14 protein-coding genes are annotated in these 18,071 nt (G+C 27.8%); 12 read left to right on the top strand and 2 right to left on the bottom strand.

Going from position 1 to position 18,071, the window contains the following annotated elements; all coding sequences use genetic code 4:
- Positions 1-11 precede the first annotated feature (11 nt).
- The 10 genes from JJE79_RS02120 to JJE79_RS02075 all read left to right on the top strand — a co-directional run bounded on the left by JJE79_RS02120 (position 12) and on the right by JJE79_RS02075 (position 11,982).
- Positions 12-1,406 carry a glycine--tRNA ligase gene (locus JJE79_RS02120; protein WP_222925985.1) on the top strand — a complete coding sequence of 465 codons (1,395 nt, stop codon included), beginning with the start codon at positions 12-14 and terminating at the stop codon, positions 1,404-1,406.
- The gene (dnaG, locus tag JJE79_RS02115; RefSeq protein ID WP_222925984.1) at positions 1,399-3,411 is read left to right on the top strand and encodes a DNA primase; all 2,013 of its coding nucleotides are present in this window, start codon (positions 1,399-1,401) and stop codon (positions 3,409-3,411) included. The genes JJE79_RS02120 and dnaG overlap by 8 nt, the downstream gene beginning before the upstream one ends.
- 64 nt (positions 3,412-3,475) lie before the next feature.
- A complete protein-coding gene (locus tag JJE79_RS02110; protein WP_222925983.1) occupies positions 3,476-5,410 on the top strand; it encodes an RNA polymerase sigma factor in 1,935 nt (644 codons plus the stop codon).
- The gene (locus JJE79_RS02105) at positions 5,394-6,050 is read left to right on the top strand and encodes a class I SAM-dependent methyltransferase (protein WP_222925982.1); all 657 of its coding nucleotides are present in this window, start codon (positions 5,394-5,396) and stop codon (positions 6,048-6,050) included. Before JJE79_RS02110 ends, JJE79_RS02105 begins: the two co-directional genes overlap by 17 nt.
- The gene (locus JJE79_RS02100; RefSeq protein ID WP_222925981.1) at positions 6,040-6,816 is read left to right on the top strand and encodes a Nif3-like dinuclear metal center hexameric protein; all 777 of its coding nucleotides are present in this window, start codon (positions 6,040-6,042) and stop codon (positions 6,814-6,816) included. The genes JJE79_RS02105 and JJE79_RS02100 overlap by 11 nt, the downstream gene beginning before the upstream one ends.
- 3 nt (positions 6,817-6,819) lie before the next feature.
- Positions 6,820-7,548 (top strand): glycerol-3-phosphate 1-O-acyltransferase PlsY, encoded by a 729-nt coding sequence (plsY, locus tag JJE79_RS02095; RefSeq protein WP_222925980.1) that lies wholly within the window; start codon positions 6,820-6,822, stop codon positions 7,546-7,548.
- A 3-nt stretch (positions 7,549-7,551) separates the two neighbouring features.
- Positions 7,552-7,851 (top strand): NifU family protein, encoded by a 300-nt coding sequence (locus JJE79_RS02090; protein WP_222925979.1) that lies wholly within the window; start codon positions 7,552-7,554, stop codon positions 7,849-7,851.
- 107 nt (positions 7,852-7,958) lie between these two features.
- Positions 7,959-9,305, top strand: a complete 1,347-nt coding sequence (locus tag JJE79_RS02085; protein WP_222925978.1) for an FAD-dependent oxidoreductase — start codon at positions 7,959-7,961, stop codon at positions 9,303-9,305.
- A gap of 295 nt (positions 9,306-9,600) precedes the next feature.
- Positions 9,601-11,274: a PTS ascorbate transporter subunit IIC gene (locus tag JJE79_RS02080; RefSeq protein WP_222925977.1), complete on the top strand. Its 1,674-nt coding sequence runs from the start codon at positions 9,601-9,603 to the stop codon at positions 11,272-11,274.
- 3 nt (positions 11,275-11,277) lie between these two features.
- Positions 11,278-11,982: a hypothetical protein gene (locus JJE79_RS02075; RefSeq protein ID WP_222925976.1), complete on the top strand. Its 705-nt coding sequence runs from the start codon at positions 11,278-11,280 to the stop codon at positions 11,980-11,982.
- 721 nt (positions 11,983-12,703) lie between these two features.
- Here JJE79_RS02075 and leuS read toward each other — a convergent pair.
- A complete protein-coding gene (gene leuS / locus JJE79_RS02070; RefSeq protein ID WP_222925975.1) occupies positions 12,704-15,121 on the bottom strand; it encodes a leucine--tRNA ligase in 2,418 nt (805 codons plus the stop codon).
- Position 15,122: 1 nt separating this feature from the next.
- Complete coding sequence (locus tag JJE79_RS02065) at positions 15,123-15,800, bottom strand: TrkA family potassium uptake protein (RefSeq protein ID WP_222925974.1); 678 nt, start codon at positions 15,798-15,800, stop codon at positions 15,123-15,125.
- A 194-nt stretch (positions 15,801-15,994) separates the two neighbouring features.
- Between JJE79_RS02065 and JJE79_RS02060 the strand changes: the two genes are divergently transcribed.
- On the top strand, positions 15,995-17,059 hold the full coding sequence (locus JJE79_RS02060) for a hypothetical protein (protein WP_222925973.1): 1,065 nt from the start codon (positions 15,995-15,997) through the stop codon (positions 17,057-17,059).
- A gap of 278 nt (positions 17,060-17,337) precedes the next feature.
- Positions 17,338-17,997, top strand: coding sequence for a hypothetical protein (locus tag JJE79_RS02055; RefSeq protein ID WP_222925972.1), 660 nt, complete (start codon positions 17,338-17,340; stop codon positions 17,995-17,997).
- Positions 17,998-18,071 lie beyond the last annotated feature (74 nt).

Genomic DNA, 18,071 nt, shown 5'->3' with positions numbered 1-18,071 from the left:
ATATTATTATTATGGACTTGACGCAAGAACAAATAGTTAATTATTTAAAAAACTATGGATTTGTTTATCAATCATCTGAAATTTATAATGGATTAGCAAATTCATGAGATTATGGACCACTTGGTGCTTTATTAAAAAATAATCTTAAGCAAATGTTGTTAAAACACTTTGTGTTTTCACAACCTGATATGAAAATGTTAGACACTTCGATTATCTTAAATCCAGAAGTGTGAAAAGCATCAGGGCATTTGGATAATTTTTCAGATCCTTTAATTGATTGTAAGCATTGTAAAACACGTTATCGTGCTGACAAATTAATTGAAGAATTAGATAGTAACATTAAGATTACTGAAAATACCGAACTAAGCACATTACAAAACATTATTAAAGATAAGAATGTTAAATGTTCTAAGTGTGAAAATCATGATTGAACTGAAATTCGTCGATTTAATTTAATGTTTAAAACCTTCCAAGGGGTAGTTGAAAGTTCATTAAATACTCTGTATTTAAGACCAGAAACAGCACAAGGGATTTTCATCAATTTTAAAAACGTTGTAAGAACTCAAAGAATGAAATTACCATTCGGAGTTGCTCAGATTGGTAAGGCGTTTAGAAATGAAATTACACCAGGTAATTTTATTTTTAGAACTAGAGAATTTGAACAATTCGAAATTGAATATTTCCTATCACCTGATCAAGTAAGTGATAAGTTTGATTTTTTTGTTAATAAGATTGAAGATTTCTTATTTAACAAGTTGCAACTAAGTCCAGATAAAATTAAAAAACACGATATTGATAAAGAAGAATTAGCACACTATTCAAGCCGAACTATTGATTTTGAATTCAAATTCCCTCACGGGAATTCTGAACTTTGGGGATTAGCTCATCGTGGAAACTTTGATTTAAGTGCTCATTCAAATCATTCTAATAAACCATTAGATTATACAAACGATCTTGATGGTTCGAAATTAATTCCAGATGTGATTGAACCATCAGTAGGGATTGAACGATTGTTATATGCTTTGATTTCAAACCATTATTGTGTTGAAGAATTAGAAAATAACGACAAACGCGAAGTGCTAAGATTACCAGTTGAATTATCACCATATCAATTAGCAATCTTACCTTTGGTTAATAAATTAAAAGATAAAGCTTATGAGCTTTATAGTGATTTATTATCAATTAGTGACACTTATCACCGTTTTGATTTTGATAGTTCTGGATCGATTGGTAAACGCTATCGTAGATATGATGCAATCGGCACAAAATACTGTTTAACTTATGATTTTGATTCGTTAGAAAAAGGTATTGTAACAATCAGAGAACGTGATAGCATGCAACAATTTAAATTGCCAATTGCTGATCTTAAAAAATGAATAAAAAACAACTTTAGTTTAGATGAATAACGACTTCAGACAAATTGCCAGTTATATTCGTGAAAATATTAGTTTATCTTCTTTAATTTCTAAATACATCAATATTAATAAAAAGGGATCAAACTATATTTCATTATGTCCTTTTCATAGTGATAATAAACCATCACTAAGTATTAGTGATACTAAAAAAGTCTGAAAATGTTTTAGTTGTAATGAAGCTGGTGATATTATTGAATTCGTTAAGAAAAAAGAAAATCTCGATTATTATCAAGCAATTAAAAAGATCATTGAAATTGAAAATATTGATCTAAAATCACTTGGATTTTCAGCTAATTTTGAAGCTGCTGATCCTATTAAAGAAGAAGATAAAGAATTCTATGATTTAATTGAATTTTTGACAACAAAAGCAACAACTAATTTGAGATTAGAGTATGCTAAAAATCAAGAATTACGTAATTTTTTAGATAAACGTTATTTATCTTATGACAGTATTTTAAATGATTTCCAAATCGGGTTTCATCCAAAAACATATACAACCAAACGCATGGTTGAAGATTTAAAGGTGTTTTATCAAAAACACCTTAATAAAGAAGTTGATGAAAAAATCATTTTAGCCAATCTTAGATATGTCAAATATATCTCAGATTCTGATAATTCTTATTTCATTAATCGAGTAATTTTTCCGATCAGAAATAAATTTAATAAAGTTGTTGGTTTTTCGGGTAGAACAATCAGTTCTAATGATGATGTTAAATACATAAACACGCCTGAAACTGATTACTTCATTAAGGGTGATATTTTATATAACTACCACGCTTTAAATTTTGATAATAACAATAACATTCTATATATATGTGAAGGTTATATGGATGTTATTGCTTTATATCGCATCGGGATCAAGAATGCAGTAGCAATCATGGGAACAGCACTAACCCAACACCAAATTGATTTAATTAAATTCAAACTAAATAAGATTAATGAAATTGTTTTATGTTTGGATAATGACGAAGCTGGTAAAAATGCGACAACTAAATGCATTAAATTGTTAGCTGCTAATAAAATTCATAAAGTATCAAAATTGAATTATGAAGGTATAACTCAAAAAGATCTTGATGAAGTTTATCATTCTGATGATGGGATTAATCGACTTAAAGCGTTAATTAATAACAAACTATCAACCAAAAAAGAACAAGAAAATGTTGCTTATTTAAAAACTAACGATCTATCAAATCAACTTTATGATGAAGTTAGTAATGAGTTTGATGGTTTTGATGATCATAAAACTAAACAGCCTGATGATATTTATCGTTTCATTTATGAATCGCCAATTGATGATAAACAACTAAAAAGTAAAATTTTCAATTTTGTTAATGCAGCAATTAGCATTTGCGAATTTTATTTAATTTATGCAGATTGTTATGTTTATGAAGATTTATCAAAAGCTAGAACTAACATCGTTAACAAACTTAATTTTTACAAACCAACAAGATTTTTCTTCTTATACTTTTTACAATCTGTAATCAATAACCAAAATATCGATCAATTAGATGATGAAGATAAGATTAGAGCAATTAATTTTTGTTATGAATTCATTAGCAATTTTTTAGATAGTTTTACGAATATAATATATAAAAATATTAATTCTTTTTATTCCAAAGCACTCAAAGAAAATAAAGAAAAAGAACCATTAGATAATCTTAATCAATTTATCTTTAATCAAATCATTGAAGATTTTATTAAAAATGTTGAAATGCATTTTTCAAAATTAGACATTTTTAAAGATTTAAAAGAAAGTTTAAAGTCCTATATTAATACGGCAAAAAATCTTCGCCATTTTAATAAAGTTAATACCCAAGATAAACTTAACAAGTTATTAAGAAACTGTGAAGTAAAAGAAAATATTTCTAAAAGAAATATTGTGATTAAAACTAAAAGAGATTTACTGGATTTAATCAAAAAATATGGATTGTTCATGTTGGTTGAACTTAAAGATCTTAAAATGATTAAAGAAGTAGCTAATTCAAAAGAAAAATAAAAATTATTATTTTAATTTATAATATGGTATTAACTATTGCACATTTGCCATTTTAATAACCATAATGTCAAAGAAAACTACTTCAACAGCATCAAATAAAGCTGCTTTAAAATCTAAAAAAACAGCAACACTTTCTTTAAAAGAACGTCTTGCATTAGCTCAAAAACAAGAGCAAGCGAAAAAAGTAAATAAGGACACTAAAAAAGTTAAAGAATTAGAAGTAAAATCTAGCACTTCTAAAACTATCACTAAATCAACAACCAAAGCTAATTCTAATCAATCAAAGAAAACCGTTAGTGATAAAAAAGTTGAACCATTAACTTTAAAGCAACAATTATCTTCTAAAAACAAAGCAACAACCAAAAAAGAAGAACCAAAAGTTAATAATAAAAAAGATACTTCAGCTTCAAATAAAACTTCAACTAAAAATTTAGTTGAAGCTAAAAAAACAAAAGAAACTAAGCAAACTAAATCTAGTCAAGATCAAACTAAAAAATCAAAAACTAATAAAAAAGAAGAATTAAAACTAACTAAGACAAAACCAGTTGAAGCTGAATTAGAAATTCTTGACGAAGATTTTGATGATGATAATGAAATCAACTTCGAAGATTTCAAAGCTGAAAATTATAATTCATCATTTGTTGAAACTGATTTCAGTGAACAAGATGAACTTGATAATTTTGACCGTGATATGTCAGAATTCTTAATCAGCGATTCTAAAGTTGATTCTTCTCAACCGATCACAACTCAAAAACGTCAAAGAGGTCGTAAACCAAAACATGCACCAAGTAATGAAAAAAATGACTTGGTTTATTATGAAGTTTTAGAAGCTTCAATGAAGCCTAAAAACAATGATCACGACACAATTCAAGCGGCAAAATTAATTTTATCTAAGGCTAAGAAAAGTAAAAATCTTTCAAATGAAGACATTATCAGTGTTCTTAAAAATTACGAATTTAATGAACAAGAAGATTTAGAAATCTTAGAAGAATTAAAAGATAACGGCATTAAATTAGAAGCAAATGTTGAAGAAAAGATTTCATTATTTAGAAAATCACAAGACTTAAGTGAAATCGATAACAACCTAGATGAATTAGTAGTTAAGGGTGCTTCAACTCGTGATAAAGTTGAAGATAACGTTAAAGCGTTCTTGGGAACTTTAGGTTCATCTAAAATCTTATCTTTTGATGAAGAAATTCAGGTAGCTAAATTACTTGGAAGTAGCGATGAAGAGACGAGAGAATACGCTGTAAACCAACTTGTAACTTCAAATCTAAGATTAGTAACATCAATTGCTAAAAAATACTTAAATCGTGGTTTAGATTTCGTTGATTTAATTCAAGAAGGTTCAATCGGATTGATGAAAGCGATTTCTAAGTTTAACTATAAACTTGGTAATAAGTTTTCAACTTATGCAACATGATGGATTAGACAAGCAATCACAAGAGCGATTGCTGATCAAGCAAGAACAATTAGAATTCCTGTTCATATGGTTGAAACAATCAACAAGTTGATTAAAACTGAACGGGTATTAACTCAACAATTAGGTCGTGATCCAACATTAGAAGAATTAACTGAAAAAATGGGTGGTCAAGTTCATGGGTTTACTCCTAAAAAGATTGCTGACATTAAAAAATTAAATATTGACCCAGTTTCATTAGATAAACCAGTTGGTCATGATGAAGAATCGCAATTCGTTGATTTTGTTAGAGATAAAGACATCTTAAAACCTGACGAATTCACTGAAAAACGCATTGTATCTGAACACATTAACGAACTATTTGTAAATACTCTTTCTAAGAAAGAAGAACAAATTATTCGTATGCGTTATGGATTAAGTCCTTATCACTCACAAATGACCTTAGAAGAAGTTGGTAACAAGTTTAATGTAACCAGAGAACGCATCCGTCAAATTGAAGCAAAAGCACTAAGAAAACTAAAACATCCTTCAAAAAATGCAAGATTACGTTCATTCTTAAAATATGACTCAGAAAATTAAAGCAATTGCCAAATTAATCGACAATGCTTTCTTAGTTGCTGACGTAGGATGTGATCACGGACATTTAGGGGTTGAATTAATTAATAGTAATCGAACAGAATACGTATTAAATATTGATATCAATCTAGAACCATTAAAACAAGCAATTTCTAATACCAAAAAAATTGCAGGCAAAGATCGTATCATTAATATTGTTAATGATGGATTAAAGAATTTATCAATCAAAAATTCGATTGATTACTGCGTGATTGCTGGAATGGGTGTTTCTAAAATTACTGATATTATCTCTAATTCAGTTGTGGAATTAAAAACCCTTATTTTACAACCAGAAAGAAACCACATTAAATTAAGATATTTCTTATTAAAAAATCATTACCAAATTATTGATGAACTGATTATTTATGAAAATAAACATTATTATTTAATTATCAAAGCAATTAAAGTTGATAATGATTTTTCATATTCAAATACTGATTATGTTTTAGGCCCAATTCTAAAAGATAAGATAAGTGAAGAATTAATTGGTTATGTTAAAGAACAAAAAGCTTTAATTAATAATATTCCTGAAACAGCTAGATCAAAACTTCAAACAATTGCATTAAAAGAATATCAAACATTCTTATCAAAATATGCAAGTTAAAAAAATTACGGATTTTTTATTAAAATCATTCCCGCTAAAAAACCAATTGGCATTTGATAATGCCAAATTGATTAATCATAAAAATTTAAAAAACAAATTAACAAAAGTGTTAATTTGTGCTGATTATGATCGTTTTAATTTCAACATTGTTAAAAAACACAATGTTAATTTGATCATTTCACACCACCCGATGTTTATTGATAAAAATGATTTAAAAACTGATAATTTTATCAAGCAAGCATACGATGATTTTTTTAAAAATAACCGTAGTTTTTTAGCATTACACACTGCTTATGACTTCAATCAAAATGGAGCTCATGCTTACTTTTTTAAGTTGTTAGATATTAAAAAATACAACAATCAACCAATCAATCATTATTATGAATTTGAATTAAATCATCAGTTTGATGATTTAATAAAAAAGCTAAAAACGATTCCTTATATTGATCAAGTTAAATACTTATCAACTTCTAAATATAAAAAAACATTAAAGAAGGGTTTAATTTGTTTGGGTAGTGGTTATAGTTCAAACCAACAAGATATTGATCTGTTTAAAAATTATGACATTTTAATCACGGGTGATTTAAAATGATCTGCATGAATTAATGCGATTAATCACGATATTAATGTAATTGATATTGGCCATAATGTTGAATCGATTTTTATTGATCATTTAAATGATTTATTGAAATCGCATTTTAATAAGCAATTAGATGATCAAAAAATTATTCTTGGTCATAATCAATTTAAAATCATCAACAAATAATTTATGAATTTAGCTGGCTATATAAGTGTTTTAGTAATTTTAAGCATCATTATTGGTTACTTATTTGGATCAATCATGTTTGCTGATGTTGCTAGTTTAATTGTTAAGAAAAATGTCCGTGAATATGGTTCAAAAAACCCAGGCACAACAAATTCGTTTAGAGTGTTTCCTAAAAAAGTGGCAATCGCCATTGGTATTGGTGAAATTTTTAAATCCGTAGTTCCATTTGCAATTATCTTTTTAATTTACACTTTCTGAATTAAACCATCAATTATTGAAATTGATGAAAGCATAATCAATAAAATTTATTACTTAACTTATCTAGCCCCGCTATCAGCAATTCTTGGTCATATGTATCCAGTTTTTTCCAAATTCAAAGGTGGTAAAGCTGTAGCAACAACTGCTGGATTTGTGTTGGTTGTATCACCATGATGGTTTATTATTATTGCAATTATCTGATGAAGCATTACTTTGATAACAAAATATGTTTCATTAGCAAGTATTAGTTGTTTTGTTGTTTTAATATTTTTAGGATTCATTCCATATTTGGATTATTTATGATGGTTTGATATTAAACACATTACATACTTAACTTATCAATCAGATTGGCATATCATTGTATTTTTTGGCATTGTTAATTTGATCTTATCAACTACGGTAATTTGAAAACACCGAGCTAATATTAAACGTTTGATTAATAAAGAAGAAAATAAGGTTACTAAAAAGTTTTAAATTATGGCAAGAAGAAAACAAACTGTCATCGCATTAATCTTAGATTTATTAGATGATTTAAGATTATTAATCCGCCGTGATGGTGGGGATCTTTCTTTTGAAAACTACGATAAAGGGGTGGTAACCATTAAATTATTAGGTAATTGTAATGGTTGTGATTTAGTTGATATGACCTATAAAGATGGTGTAGAAAACATCTTAAAAAGTGAAATTCCAGAAGTTAAATCAGTTGTTCTAATCCAAGATGAAGCTAATAAAAATAACAGTTTAAACATTAGTAAATCGCCATTATTTTCTAAATAATAACTTTTATTCTTCATTATTAAAGTAATATTTCCCAATGAAAATCTAAATATGCTAATTTATATAAACACGCATAAATTAAATTGACAAAACATTGGAGGAAATTCATGAAAGTTATCGTCTTAGGATCATCACACGGTGGTTTTGAAGCTTGTAATGAAGTTTTAGAACTTTACCCAGATGCAGAATTACATTGATATGAAAAAGGAGATTTCATCTCATTCTTATCATGTGGTATGCAATTACATTTAGAAGGAATTGTTAAAGATCTAGATACAATTCGTTATTCTAATGAACATGAAATGTCAGCAAAAGGTGTTAAAGTGTTTAAACAACACCAAATTACTAAAATTAACCCAGATGCTCACACTATTGAAGTTTTAGATTTATCAAACAATCAAATTAAAACTGAATCATATGATAAATTAATCATCAGCCCAGGTTCTGTGCCACGAACATTAAATGTTCCAGGTGAAGAATTAGAAAATGTTTATTACATGAGAGGGCGTGCATGAGCGAAGAAAATTCGTGCAAAAATTGATGATCCAGCTGTTAAAAATGTTGTAGTAATTGGAAGTGGTTACATTGGAATTGAAGCTGCTCAATCATTTGCTAAGGCTAATAAAAATGTAACAGTTGTTGATATTACGCCAACAATTTTACCAACTTACTTAGATAAAGAATTCACTTCAGTGTTGCAATCTGAAATGGCTAAGCACGGTGTTAAATTCGTGTTAAATGAAGGTGTAACTAAGTTTGAAGGTGACAAAAAACTATCAAGTGTAGTTACAACAAACCAAAGCATCCCCGCTGATTTAGTAATCGTTGCTGCCGGTGTTAAACCAAATACTGAATGATTAAAAGATACCTTAGAATTATTACCAAATGGATTTATTAAAATCGATGAATACCAAAGAACAAGTGCTAAGGATGTGTTTGCAGTTGGTGATGCCACTTTAATTAAATTTAATCCAGCAAATATTGATATTAGTATCGCATTAGCTTCAAATGCTAGAAAACAAGGAAGATATGCTGCTAAAAACTTAATCGAAGCAAAACATAAATTCCCTGGTGTTCAAGGTTCATCTGCTTTGGCTGTATTTGATTACAAGTTTGCTTCAACTGGAATCAATGAAGTATTTGCTAAAAAATTAAACTTAGAAATTGATAGCGTTTTAGTTCATGATTATTACAAAATGAGCTTCGTGCCAGAAGAACTAAAAGATAAAGTAATGTTTAAATTAATCTTTGATAAGAAATCTAAGGTTATTCTAGGGGCACAAATTATGGCTAAACATGATTTAACTCCAAACATTAATGCAATGTCACTAGCCATCTTACACAAAATGACTGTTGATCAATTAGCTTATGTTGATTTCTTCTTCCAACCAGAATTCGATCAACCATGAAACGTGATCAACACTGCATGCTTAATGGCAATGCGTAAAAAATAAAATAAGATAAAAAAATAAAACAAGCCAAATTTGCGCTTGTTTTTTCTTATTTTTAATAAGCTTGTTTATTAAAAATATTAATTAAATAAAACTATTAATTAGTTTTATCTGAATTAAATTGATCATTATTGATAACAATAATGATCATGATCTCTTGTTGTATTTAATTTATGAATTAATCCAGTGTAAATATTTAGTTAGCTTATCAGCTTTGAAAAACCAAATAGATGGAGTTATTAGTAATGTTTGTAAATTAAACAAACTAAATTAGATAAAAATAACAAATATATAAGTAATGGATACTAGTATAGCAATTGATGCTAGTCAGTTTTTCTTAGGATTTTTTAAGTCCTTATTCGGAACGCCTGCAATTTTAGTAGGATTATTTTCACTGCTTGGATCAATATTATTAAGAAAAAAGTTTAGTGAAATAATCATTTCTTTTTTCAAAACACTTGCTGGATTCTTAATTCTTAATGCAGGTGCTATGGTGATCCAAATTCCATTAACCAATTTTAGAGTATTATTCCAAGATTTATTTAAGGTTAGTGGAACGATTGCTAATAGCGATGCTTTTGCGACGCAGTTTTTTAAAATATCCGAACAAACCGCACAATTAGGTAGTATCGTCATGGTTATGGCGATTGTTTTAAATCTGATTTTAGCAGGTTTTTCACGGTTTAAATATGTTTATTTAACTGGCCATTTAGTGCTTTATATGTCAATTATGTTGGCAACAGTTTTAGCTCATGCTAATAACCAACAATTCTTAGATTTATCAAAACCAGGTGATTATGCAATTGCACTTATTTCATCGGCATTATTAATGTCGGTTTATATGGTAATTTCAGCCGCAGCATGTAAAAGATTTGTAAAACAAATCAGCAAACAAGATGATGTTTCATTAGCTCATGCTGGATCATTATCTTATGTCACTGCTGGTTGAATTGGCGAAGCAATCTACAAAATTAAAAAAGGTCAAAACATTAAATGTGCTGATAAGATTAATTTCCCTAAATGATTACAATTCTTTAAAAATACCTTTATTTCAGTATCGATCACAATGCTAATAATCTTCATGGTGATTTATATTCCAGAAGGTATTATGTATAATGTTGGTAAAAAAACCTTATTTATTCCACCAAAAAATATTCCTGTTGAAGAATGACCGTTAGTTACTAAAACCTTATATGATTTATTTGGCCCGCATGCTGCAAATAACTGGGTAGTCCAGATGTTTTTAGATGCATTTACTTTTGCTGCAGGAGTAGAAATTTTATTATTCGGTGTAAGAATGATTATTGATGAAATTGTTCCTTCATTTAAGGGGATTTCAACTAAATTTATTAAAAATTCTCAACCATCCTTAGATTGTCCGATTGTTTTCCCTTATTCACCAAATGCAGTTATTATTGGTTTTGTTTCTTCATTAACAGCTGGATTTATTGTGATGGGAATTTCAATCGGCGTAGCGTCACACAATAAAGTATTACCAGTATTATTACCGGGTGTAATCCCGCACTTTTTCTTAGGTGCAACTAGCGGTGTTTTTGGCAATGTTAAAGGTGGAATTTGGGGTTGTGTTCTTGGTGCTTTTATCAACGGAATAATTATCACATTCATTCCATGAGTTTTCATTGGTGCTGGATGGGTGCCAGCAGCACAATTATCATGAGGTGATACAGATTTCTTATTGGGTATTGTTCCTGGTGTTTTAGCTCTTAGTGGTCAAGTAACTGGAAGAGTATTAATTATCTTAATTCCATCTTTAATTTATTTAGCATTAATAATTGATGGCATAATCAAATCATCACGTGATAAAAAAGCTTTAAAACTAAAAATTAATGATGAAATTAATGATCTAAATAATCAAGAAGAAGATAAAGAATTAACACAAAATTCTCAAGTTAATATTAATGAAGAAGTTGCTGAACAAAAACAACAAATTGAACTAAATCAAACAACATAAAATATGTTTTCAAATCCGAATATTGAAATCACAATATATGTTTTAATCGCAATAGCAATGATTGCTATTTTTACCGCACTTTTATGAACAAAAGTGATTAAAAAGAATACATGAATTTATTGCAATAAAACATTATGAACTATTAAATTAATTCATAAAAAAATTAAGGATTTTCTAAAAACACAAAGCTTTAATTATTACTTAATTAATGATGTTTTTTTTAGCTCAACAAAAACAAAAAGCAATTGCTTTTTTTATTTAAATAATGTTGTAATTACCAATAAAAATGTTTATTTAATTACTTATGAAGTTTCTAAATCAGCCACAGGAATCACACACAAAAACCAACAAACATTTTTAATTAATAAAAATCAAAAACAACATGATTTTGCAATTGAAATCCAGTCAGTTATTGACAATTACAAATGCATAAAATCTGTTTTAAATACTGATATTAAGATTATTATTCCTTTTGAAAATAAGAATTTTCAACAAGATAGTTTTAATAACAATCCCAACATTATTTGTGTTCAAACAAATCGTATTCATGAGCTTATTTTAGATCTAGAAAATCAACAACAAAATGTTGTTAATAATGATTTAGAAGATTTAAGAAAAATAATTGCAAACAATAATTATCAAAGAAGAATTAAGTTACCTTTTATTAATCTTAAAACCAAAAATACAAAATGAGAAAAACAAAAGTAATAATTTAATTAAAATCTTAATTTTTACCGTTGTTTTTTAATTAAATAATAACCGTAATCATTCTTATTTAATAAGTATTTTAATCTAATAAGAAGGGCGTTAATTTGATTAACAAATACCTAATTATTTTGTTTGCAAATAAAATGCATAATTATTAGTTATCAAAACTAATAAATTGATCAAAATCGCTTTTGTTATAATTAACTAGATATTTTATTTATGAACAAACTATCGATAATTAAGGTTATCTTGGGAATAGTCTTTATATTGTTTAGTTTTATTAGCATTGGAATTTATTCTATATGCCAATACGCTTGAACAGTCGGATTAATCCTAATACCTCTTGGAGCTTGATTGTTAATAAGCGTTTATCAATCAAATAAAAAAATTAAGTTATCACAAAAGATAAAACTTAATTCTTAATTGTTAATTAAATAGTTAAGAACATTTATTAAACGAATTTTTTCATATAATACACAACATTGTTGTGTATTTTTTTATTTTATTGATAAGTAAATATCAATAAATTGTGTTCTTTTTTGATCATTAAAATTGTTTTGATAAAAAATTTTTTAATAAAGTGTTTGACAAATTAATATAATCGGTTATTTTATATTATAATTATTATGAGTGATACAACTCGAGATTTTTAATAACAAAATAAAAATATAAGCAGTTCGCCCCTTAATCTGCTTATATTTTTTTGTTATCTAATTAAACTTTATTTAATAATAAAGTTAATAATCTTGTTTGGAACAAAAATCGTTTTAACAATTTGCTTATCTTGAGTTTGTTTTTTAATAACTTCTTGATTTAAGAAGTAATCAGCAACTTCTTGTTCGCTTGCATCAATATTAAATTCATTTACTAATTTGAATTTACCGTTAACACTACATGAGATTGCTACTTGGTTTTTTACTAAGTATTTATCATCTCATTTAGCCAATCTCATATTGAAGATTAATTCTTGATTATTAAGTTTATGATTTAATTCTTCAGCTAAGAATGGTGCGTAGAATGATAAAACGATTAAGAAGTTTTTTAACATCTCTTTATTAACTTGTTGCTGTTTGTAACAAGCATTAATAAAGATCATCATTTCACTAACTACTAAGTTAAATTCGAAGTTTTCTAAGTGTTCGTTAGTTTTCTTTAAGAAGTTGTGATAATCGTAATTTAAAGCTTCTGATGGTTGATCGTTAATTTCAACCTTATCAAATAAGTTATAAACACGTTCTAAGAATTTTCTTGTCCCGTTTAATGATTTAGAACTTCATGCTAAGCTAGCGCCAAGCGGCCCCATGAACATTATGTGGGTTCTTACGCTGTCTGCACCATGTGATAATACCAAATCATCAGGATTAACGATATTACCCTTAGATTTTGACATCTTAGAACCATCTTCACTTAATACCATTCCTTGGTTCATTAATTGATAGAACGGTTCTTTTGAACTAACAACGCCAATTTGGTGTAAGAATTTATATCAGAATCGTGCATACAACAAGTGTAAAACTGCATGTTCTTGACCACCAACATATAAATCAACAGGCATAAAGTGATCAAATAATTCTTTAGCCTGTGGGCTGTTTAAATCAATATAATTTTGATCTAAGTGTGTTTTATTGATATCTAATAACTTTAAGATATATCCTAAGAAATATCAACAAGAACCAGCTCATTGCGGCATTGTGTTAGTTTCACGGGTATATTTTTGGTTATTAATAATTGGATGTAATCACGCATCATCAGCTTTAGATAATGGCGGTTTTCCGTCCATGTTTGGTGAGAAATCTTTAAGATCTGGTAGTTTTAAAGGTAATTCACTATCTGGAATTAAGTGTGGGTTGTTGTTTTCATCAAACACAACAGGGAATGGTTCACCTCAATATCTTTGGCGTGAAAAGATCCAGTCTCTTAGTTTGTAGCTAGTTTTTTTAGCCCCCAGTTTATTAGCTTCAAGATATTCGATCATCTTATTGATTGCATCTTGATTATTTAAACCATTAATAAAGTCAGAATTAATGTGTGGAGCGTCAATTAAACAAGGGTAATTATCAGCTAAAATAACGGGAATAATTTCAATATTATATTTGTTGGCAAAATTAAAGTCACGTTCATCATGAGCTGGCACACCCATGATTGCACCAGTTCCATAATCACTAATAATATAATCAGCAATATAAATCGGAATTTTCTTCTTAGTAATTGGATGAATTGCGTGATATTTACTATCAATCCCAACATATCTAACAGTTTGGTCAGCGCTATTAGTTTTAATGAATTCTTCAATATGATGGTTTTTGTTAGTAATTAATTTTTGTTTAATCAATTCATGATCAAAACTTAAAGCAATAAAGCTAACACCAAACAAAGTATCAGCACGTGAAGTAAATACTTCAATTTGTTGATTATCTAAACCTTCGACATCAAATTTAATTGTTGCACCAGTTGATTTACCAATCCAATTAGTTTGCATTGCTTTAATTGAATTAGGTCAATTAATTTCTTCTAAATCATCAATTAATGCATCAGCAAACTTGGTAATTTTCAATACCCATTGACGCATTTTTTTCTTAACAACTGGATGTGAACCACGTTCAGATACCTTATTACCATTTTCATCAGTTAATACTTCTTCATTAGCTAATACGGTGCCTAATTTTTCACATCAATTAACTTCAATATCGGCTTGATAAGCTAGATCGTGTTCGTATAATTTCTTAAAGATCCATTGCGTTCATTTGAAATAATTCGGATTAGTTGTATCAACTTCTAGACGATAATCATAATTAAAACCTAAGGTTTGTAATTGTTTTCTGAAGTTATTAATATTTTCTTGAGTAAATAAAGCAGGGTGGTTGTTAGTTTGAATCGCATACTGTTCAGCAGGTAAACCAAAAGCATCCCAACCAATCGGACGTAAGACGTTATAACCTAATGCGTTTTTTCATCTTGAAATCACATCAGTAGCCATATATGCTTTAACATGGCCTAAATGCAATCCCTTACCACTTGGATAAGGGAACATATCTAAAACGTAGTATTTTTGTTTAGATTTATCAATATCAAAACGATAAGTATTGTTATCACTTCATACTTTTTGTCATTTTTTCTCGATTAAATTGTGATTATACATCCTACTTTTCCTTTCTATCTGAACTCATTAGGTTTAAAAAACGATTAATATCATTATTTCCGCAAGCTGCTGTGACTAAGTCGTTTTTTAAAATCATCGTATCTGGACCGATTGGATAAATATTCTTATATTCTCTGGTAATTGAAATAATATTTGCACGTGAGTTGTTTCTAATATTTAAATCGATCAGTTTTTTATTAATAACATCTTTTGATGTTGCATACACCCTAACTAAACTGATGTCTTCATCAATTGAAATAATTTCACTATTAATACTATGCACAACACGCATCGCCACGTTTTCACCAACGATTTCTTCAGGAATTACTGCTTCTTTAACCCCAAATGTTTTTAATACCCGTTTATGCACATCGTTTTTAGCTCTGGCAATGATGTTTTTAACTTTTAATTCTCTTAGATTGGTAGCAATAATAATTGATTCTTCAATGCTACTTACAGATAAAATTACCGTATCAAAGTTGTTAATTCCAACATCAGATAACGACATAATGTCAGTGGCATCTAAGTGAATTGCGTAATCAAAACGCTTGGCTTCAACATTGATTTTTTCTTTATTTTTATCAAGAATAAGGATGTTATATCCTAATTCTTTTAATTTAGTTGCGACTTTAATTCCGAATCGGCCGATCCCGATTACGCAATAATCTGCTCGTTTCATAATCTAGATAATATTATAAATATTAAATTAATAAAAAAACACAGTATGAGTTTTCAGTTTATAATATAAATATTATTATTTTGTTAGTTGATTATCAAATTAACAATCAATAATAAATTTAAAGCATTTTTAATCAACATATAAATCGATTTGTTTTTGTATGTATATATAAAGGTTAATTGACATTAATTAATATGGTTAAAAAAACTGATGCAGTGAAATTAAAAACAAAGAAAAAAACTGCTAAACCAAAAGTTAAAAAACAAAAAAGAGCACGCCATGTCGTTGGGTCTTGTTTAGGAGTTTTTTTGGCATCAGTGATCTTACCAACAATAAGTATTCCTGTATATAATTCATACATTTTAAAACGTCAAAACGAAGAATTTTTATTAAAAAGACTTCAACGCGATAAGGGATTATTAGCTTCAATTAAGAGTTCAAATAATGCTAAAGAACTTGATAATGCCACACACAGTTTTTATCCAGATGATGGTAGTAGAAATCTAATTGAAAGCCCGTTTGATAAATACGAATTCAAGGTTGTTGAAAAATTAAAAAATGCCAATATCAACGAAGATTGAGAAGCATTTAATAAATTCTTGTTTGATAATTTTGATCAAGATATTTATGAAGATATTTACAAATCTTTAATGATGTTTTTCACTTGATACCATGATGCTTGATCTGATGCAGTAGTTAAAAGAATTGTTCAATTCAAGTATTCGAACCTTGGTGTATCAGGTGGTTATTTTAAACAATATACGAATATTTTAAGTGATAACTGGTTTGTTGATCGTGAGAATTTTATTTTTAAATTCAGAACCGATGCTAAGTTGATTGCTAAGATTAAAAGTCTAGGTGTTGATGCCTTCTTATCTTTTGCTTTTATTCCAAGTGATGATTCGCAATTAGTAATCGATGATCAAACCAAAGGTTTGACACTAACAAAAGCAAACATTGACTTAGAATCATTTGCTGCCAATGGTTTAAGTCCAAGAACAACCATTACAATTCAAACTAATAATGAATTATGAATTGATTGGTATGACAAAGATGGTAAAACAATTCCGTTAGAAGAAAGAAAACAAGCACCAGGAATCCCGATTAGTGCCATCTTATACAGCTTAATTTATGACCGTGATAATAAAAAAGGTTATATTGAAAAATACTTCTTTGATTGAGCTGTTAAGTTAATATTAAACTTCTTAAACTTTGGTTATTACGAACAATTCAACAGCAGAGAAGGCAAAAAAAATTAATTGTTCAATTAAAGAATCAGTTTTATTAATATTATTAATAAACCATAACTGATCTTGATTAAAGATAAGATTAAATTAACTTAAAACATTTAGTATATAATATTAATTATCAATAAAATAATGAACTAAATTCTATTTTGTTATCAACTATGTTGATAATGTTTAATAATTAAGTAATTATTTTATCGTTGATTTATTTTATTTTTTAAGTAGATAATATTCTAAATTAGTTGATTGCAAATAAATAATTAAAAGATTGATTTTTTATTTAAACAATAATGAAAGAAAACAAAGCCCTGAGCACAGTTGATGTCTTGCCTAATCGTTGGCAAGAACACAAGTTAGCTTCAATTAAAAAACCCAAAGAGTTAAATTGGCAAGAATTTTTTGTTTCCAGTAGCACTAAACAAGCAGATAAATTCTTAACTAAAACCCGATTTAATTGATTATACTTGCTGCCTTTTGTTGGTTTTTTTCATTTTTTGTTTGTAATTGAAACCGAAGTTGATAAGCTTAAATACGATAAGATTAAAAACCAATATCTTAAAGTAGGCGGGGAAAACTGAGGGATATTTGTCATCTTTTATTTAGCAATCTTAATCTCGTATATTGTTGCTGTCTTGTGCGTGGTTTATCTTACGGATTATTTTTATCCAACCACAAAAGAAACTGATAAAAAAATCGCATTAATTTTAATGTTAGGCACAGGGTGTATTTATTTTTTAATGAACTATACTTACATCTTGTATTGGTATAAATTTACATACATTAGATTTAAGAATTCGATCCCCAAGATTATTAAGATGACTAAATCGAAAATTAGTCCTAATTCATTTTTTTCTTTCATTATCATTTGTGATGATAATGTGTTTTTAAAAAAATTAGAAAAAGAAAATAAAAAACATAAATTTAAATCTAAAAGATCTTCAAAGCATTAGTTAATTGCAAAACACATTAAAAACAAGCCTTATTAAAGCTAACTATTTATTTTTAGTTATCTCTTTATGCTTAG

This window comes from Mycoplasma sp. E35C (genome assembly GCF_019873825.1).
In the GTDB taxonomy this organism is placed as follows: Bacteria; Bacillota_I; Bacilli_A; order Mycoplasmatales; family Mycoplasmoidaceae; genus Mycoplasmoides.
This window is presented reverse-complemented; position numbering and strand designations above follow the sequence as displayed.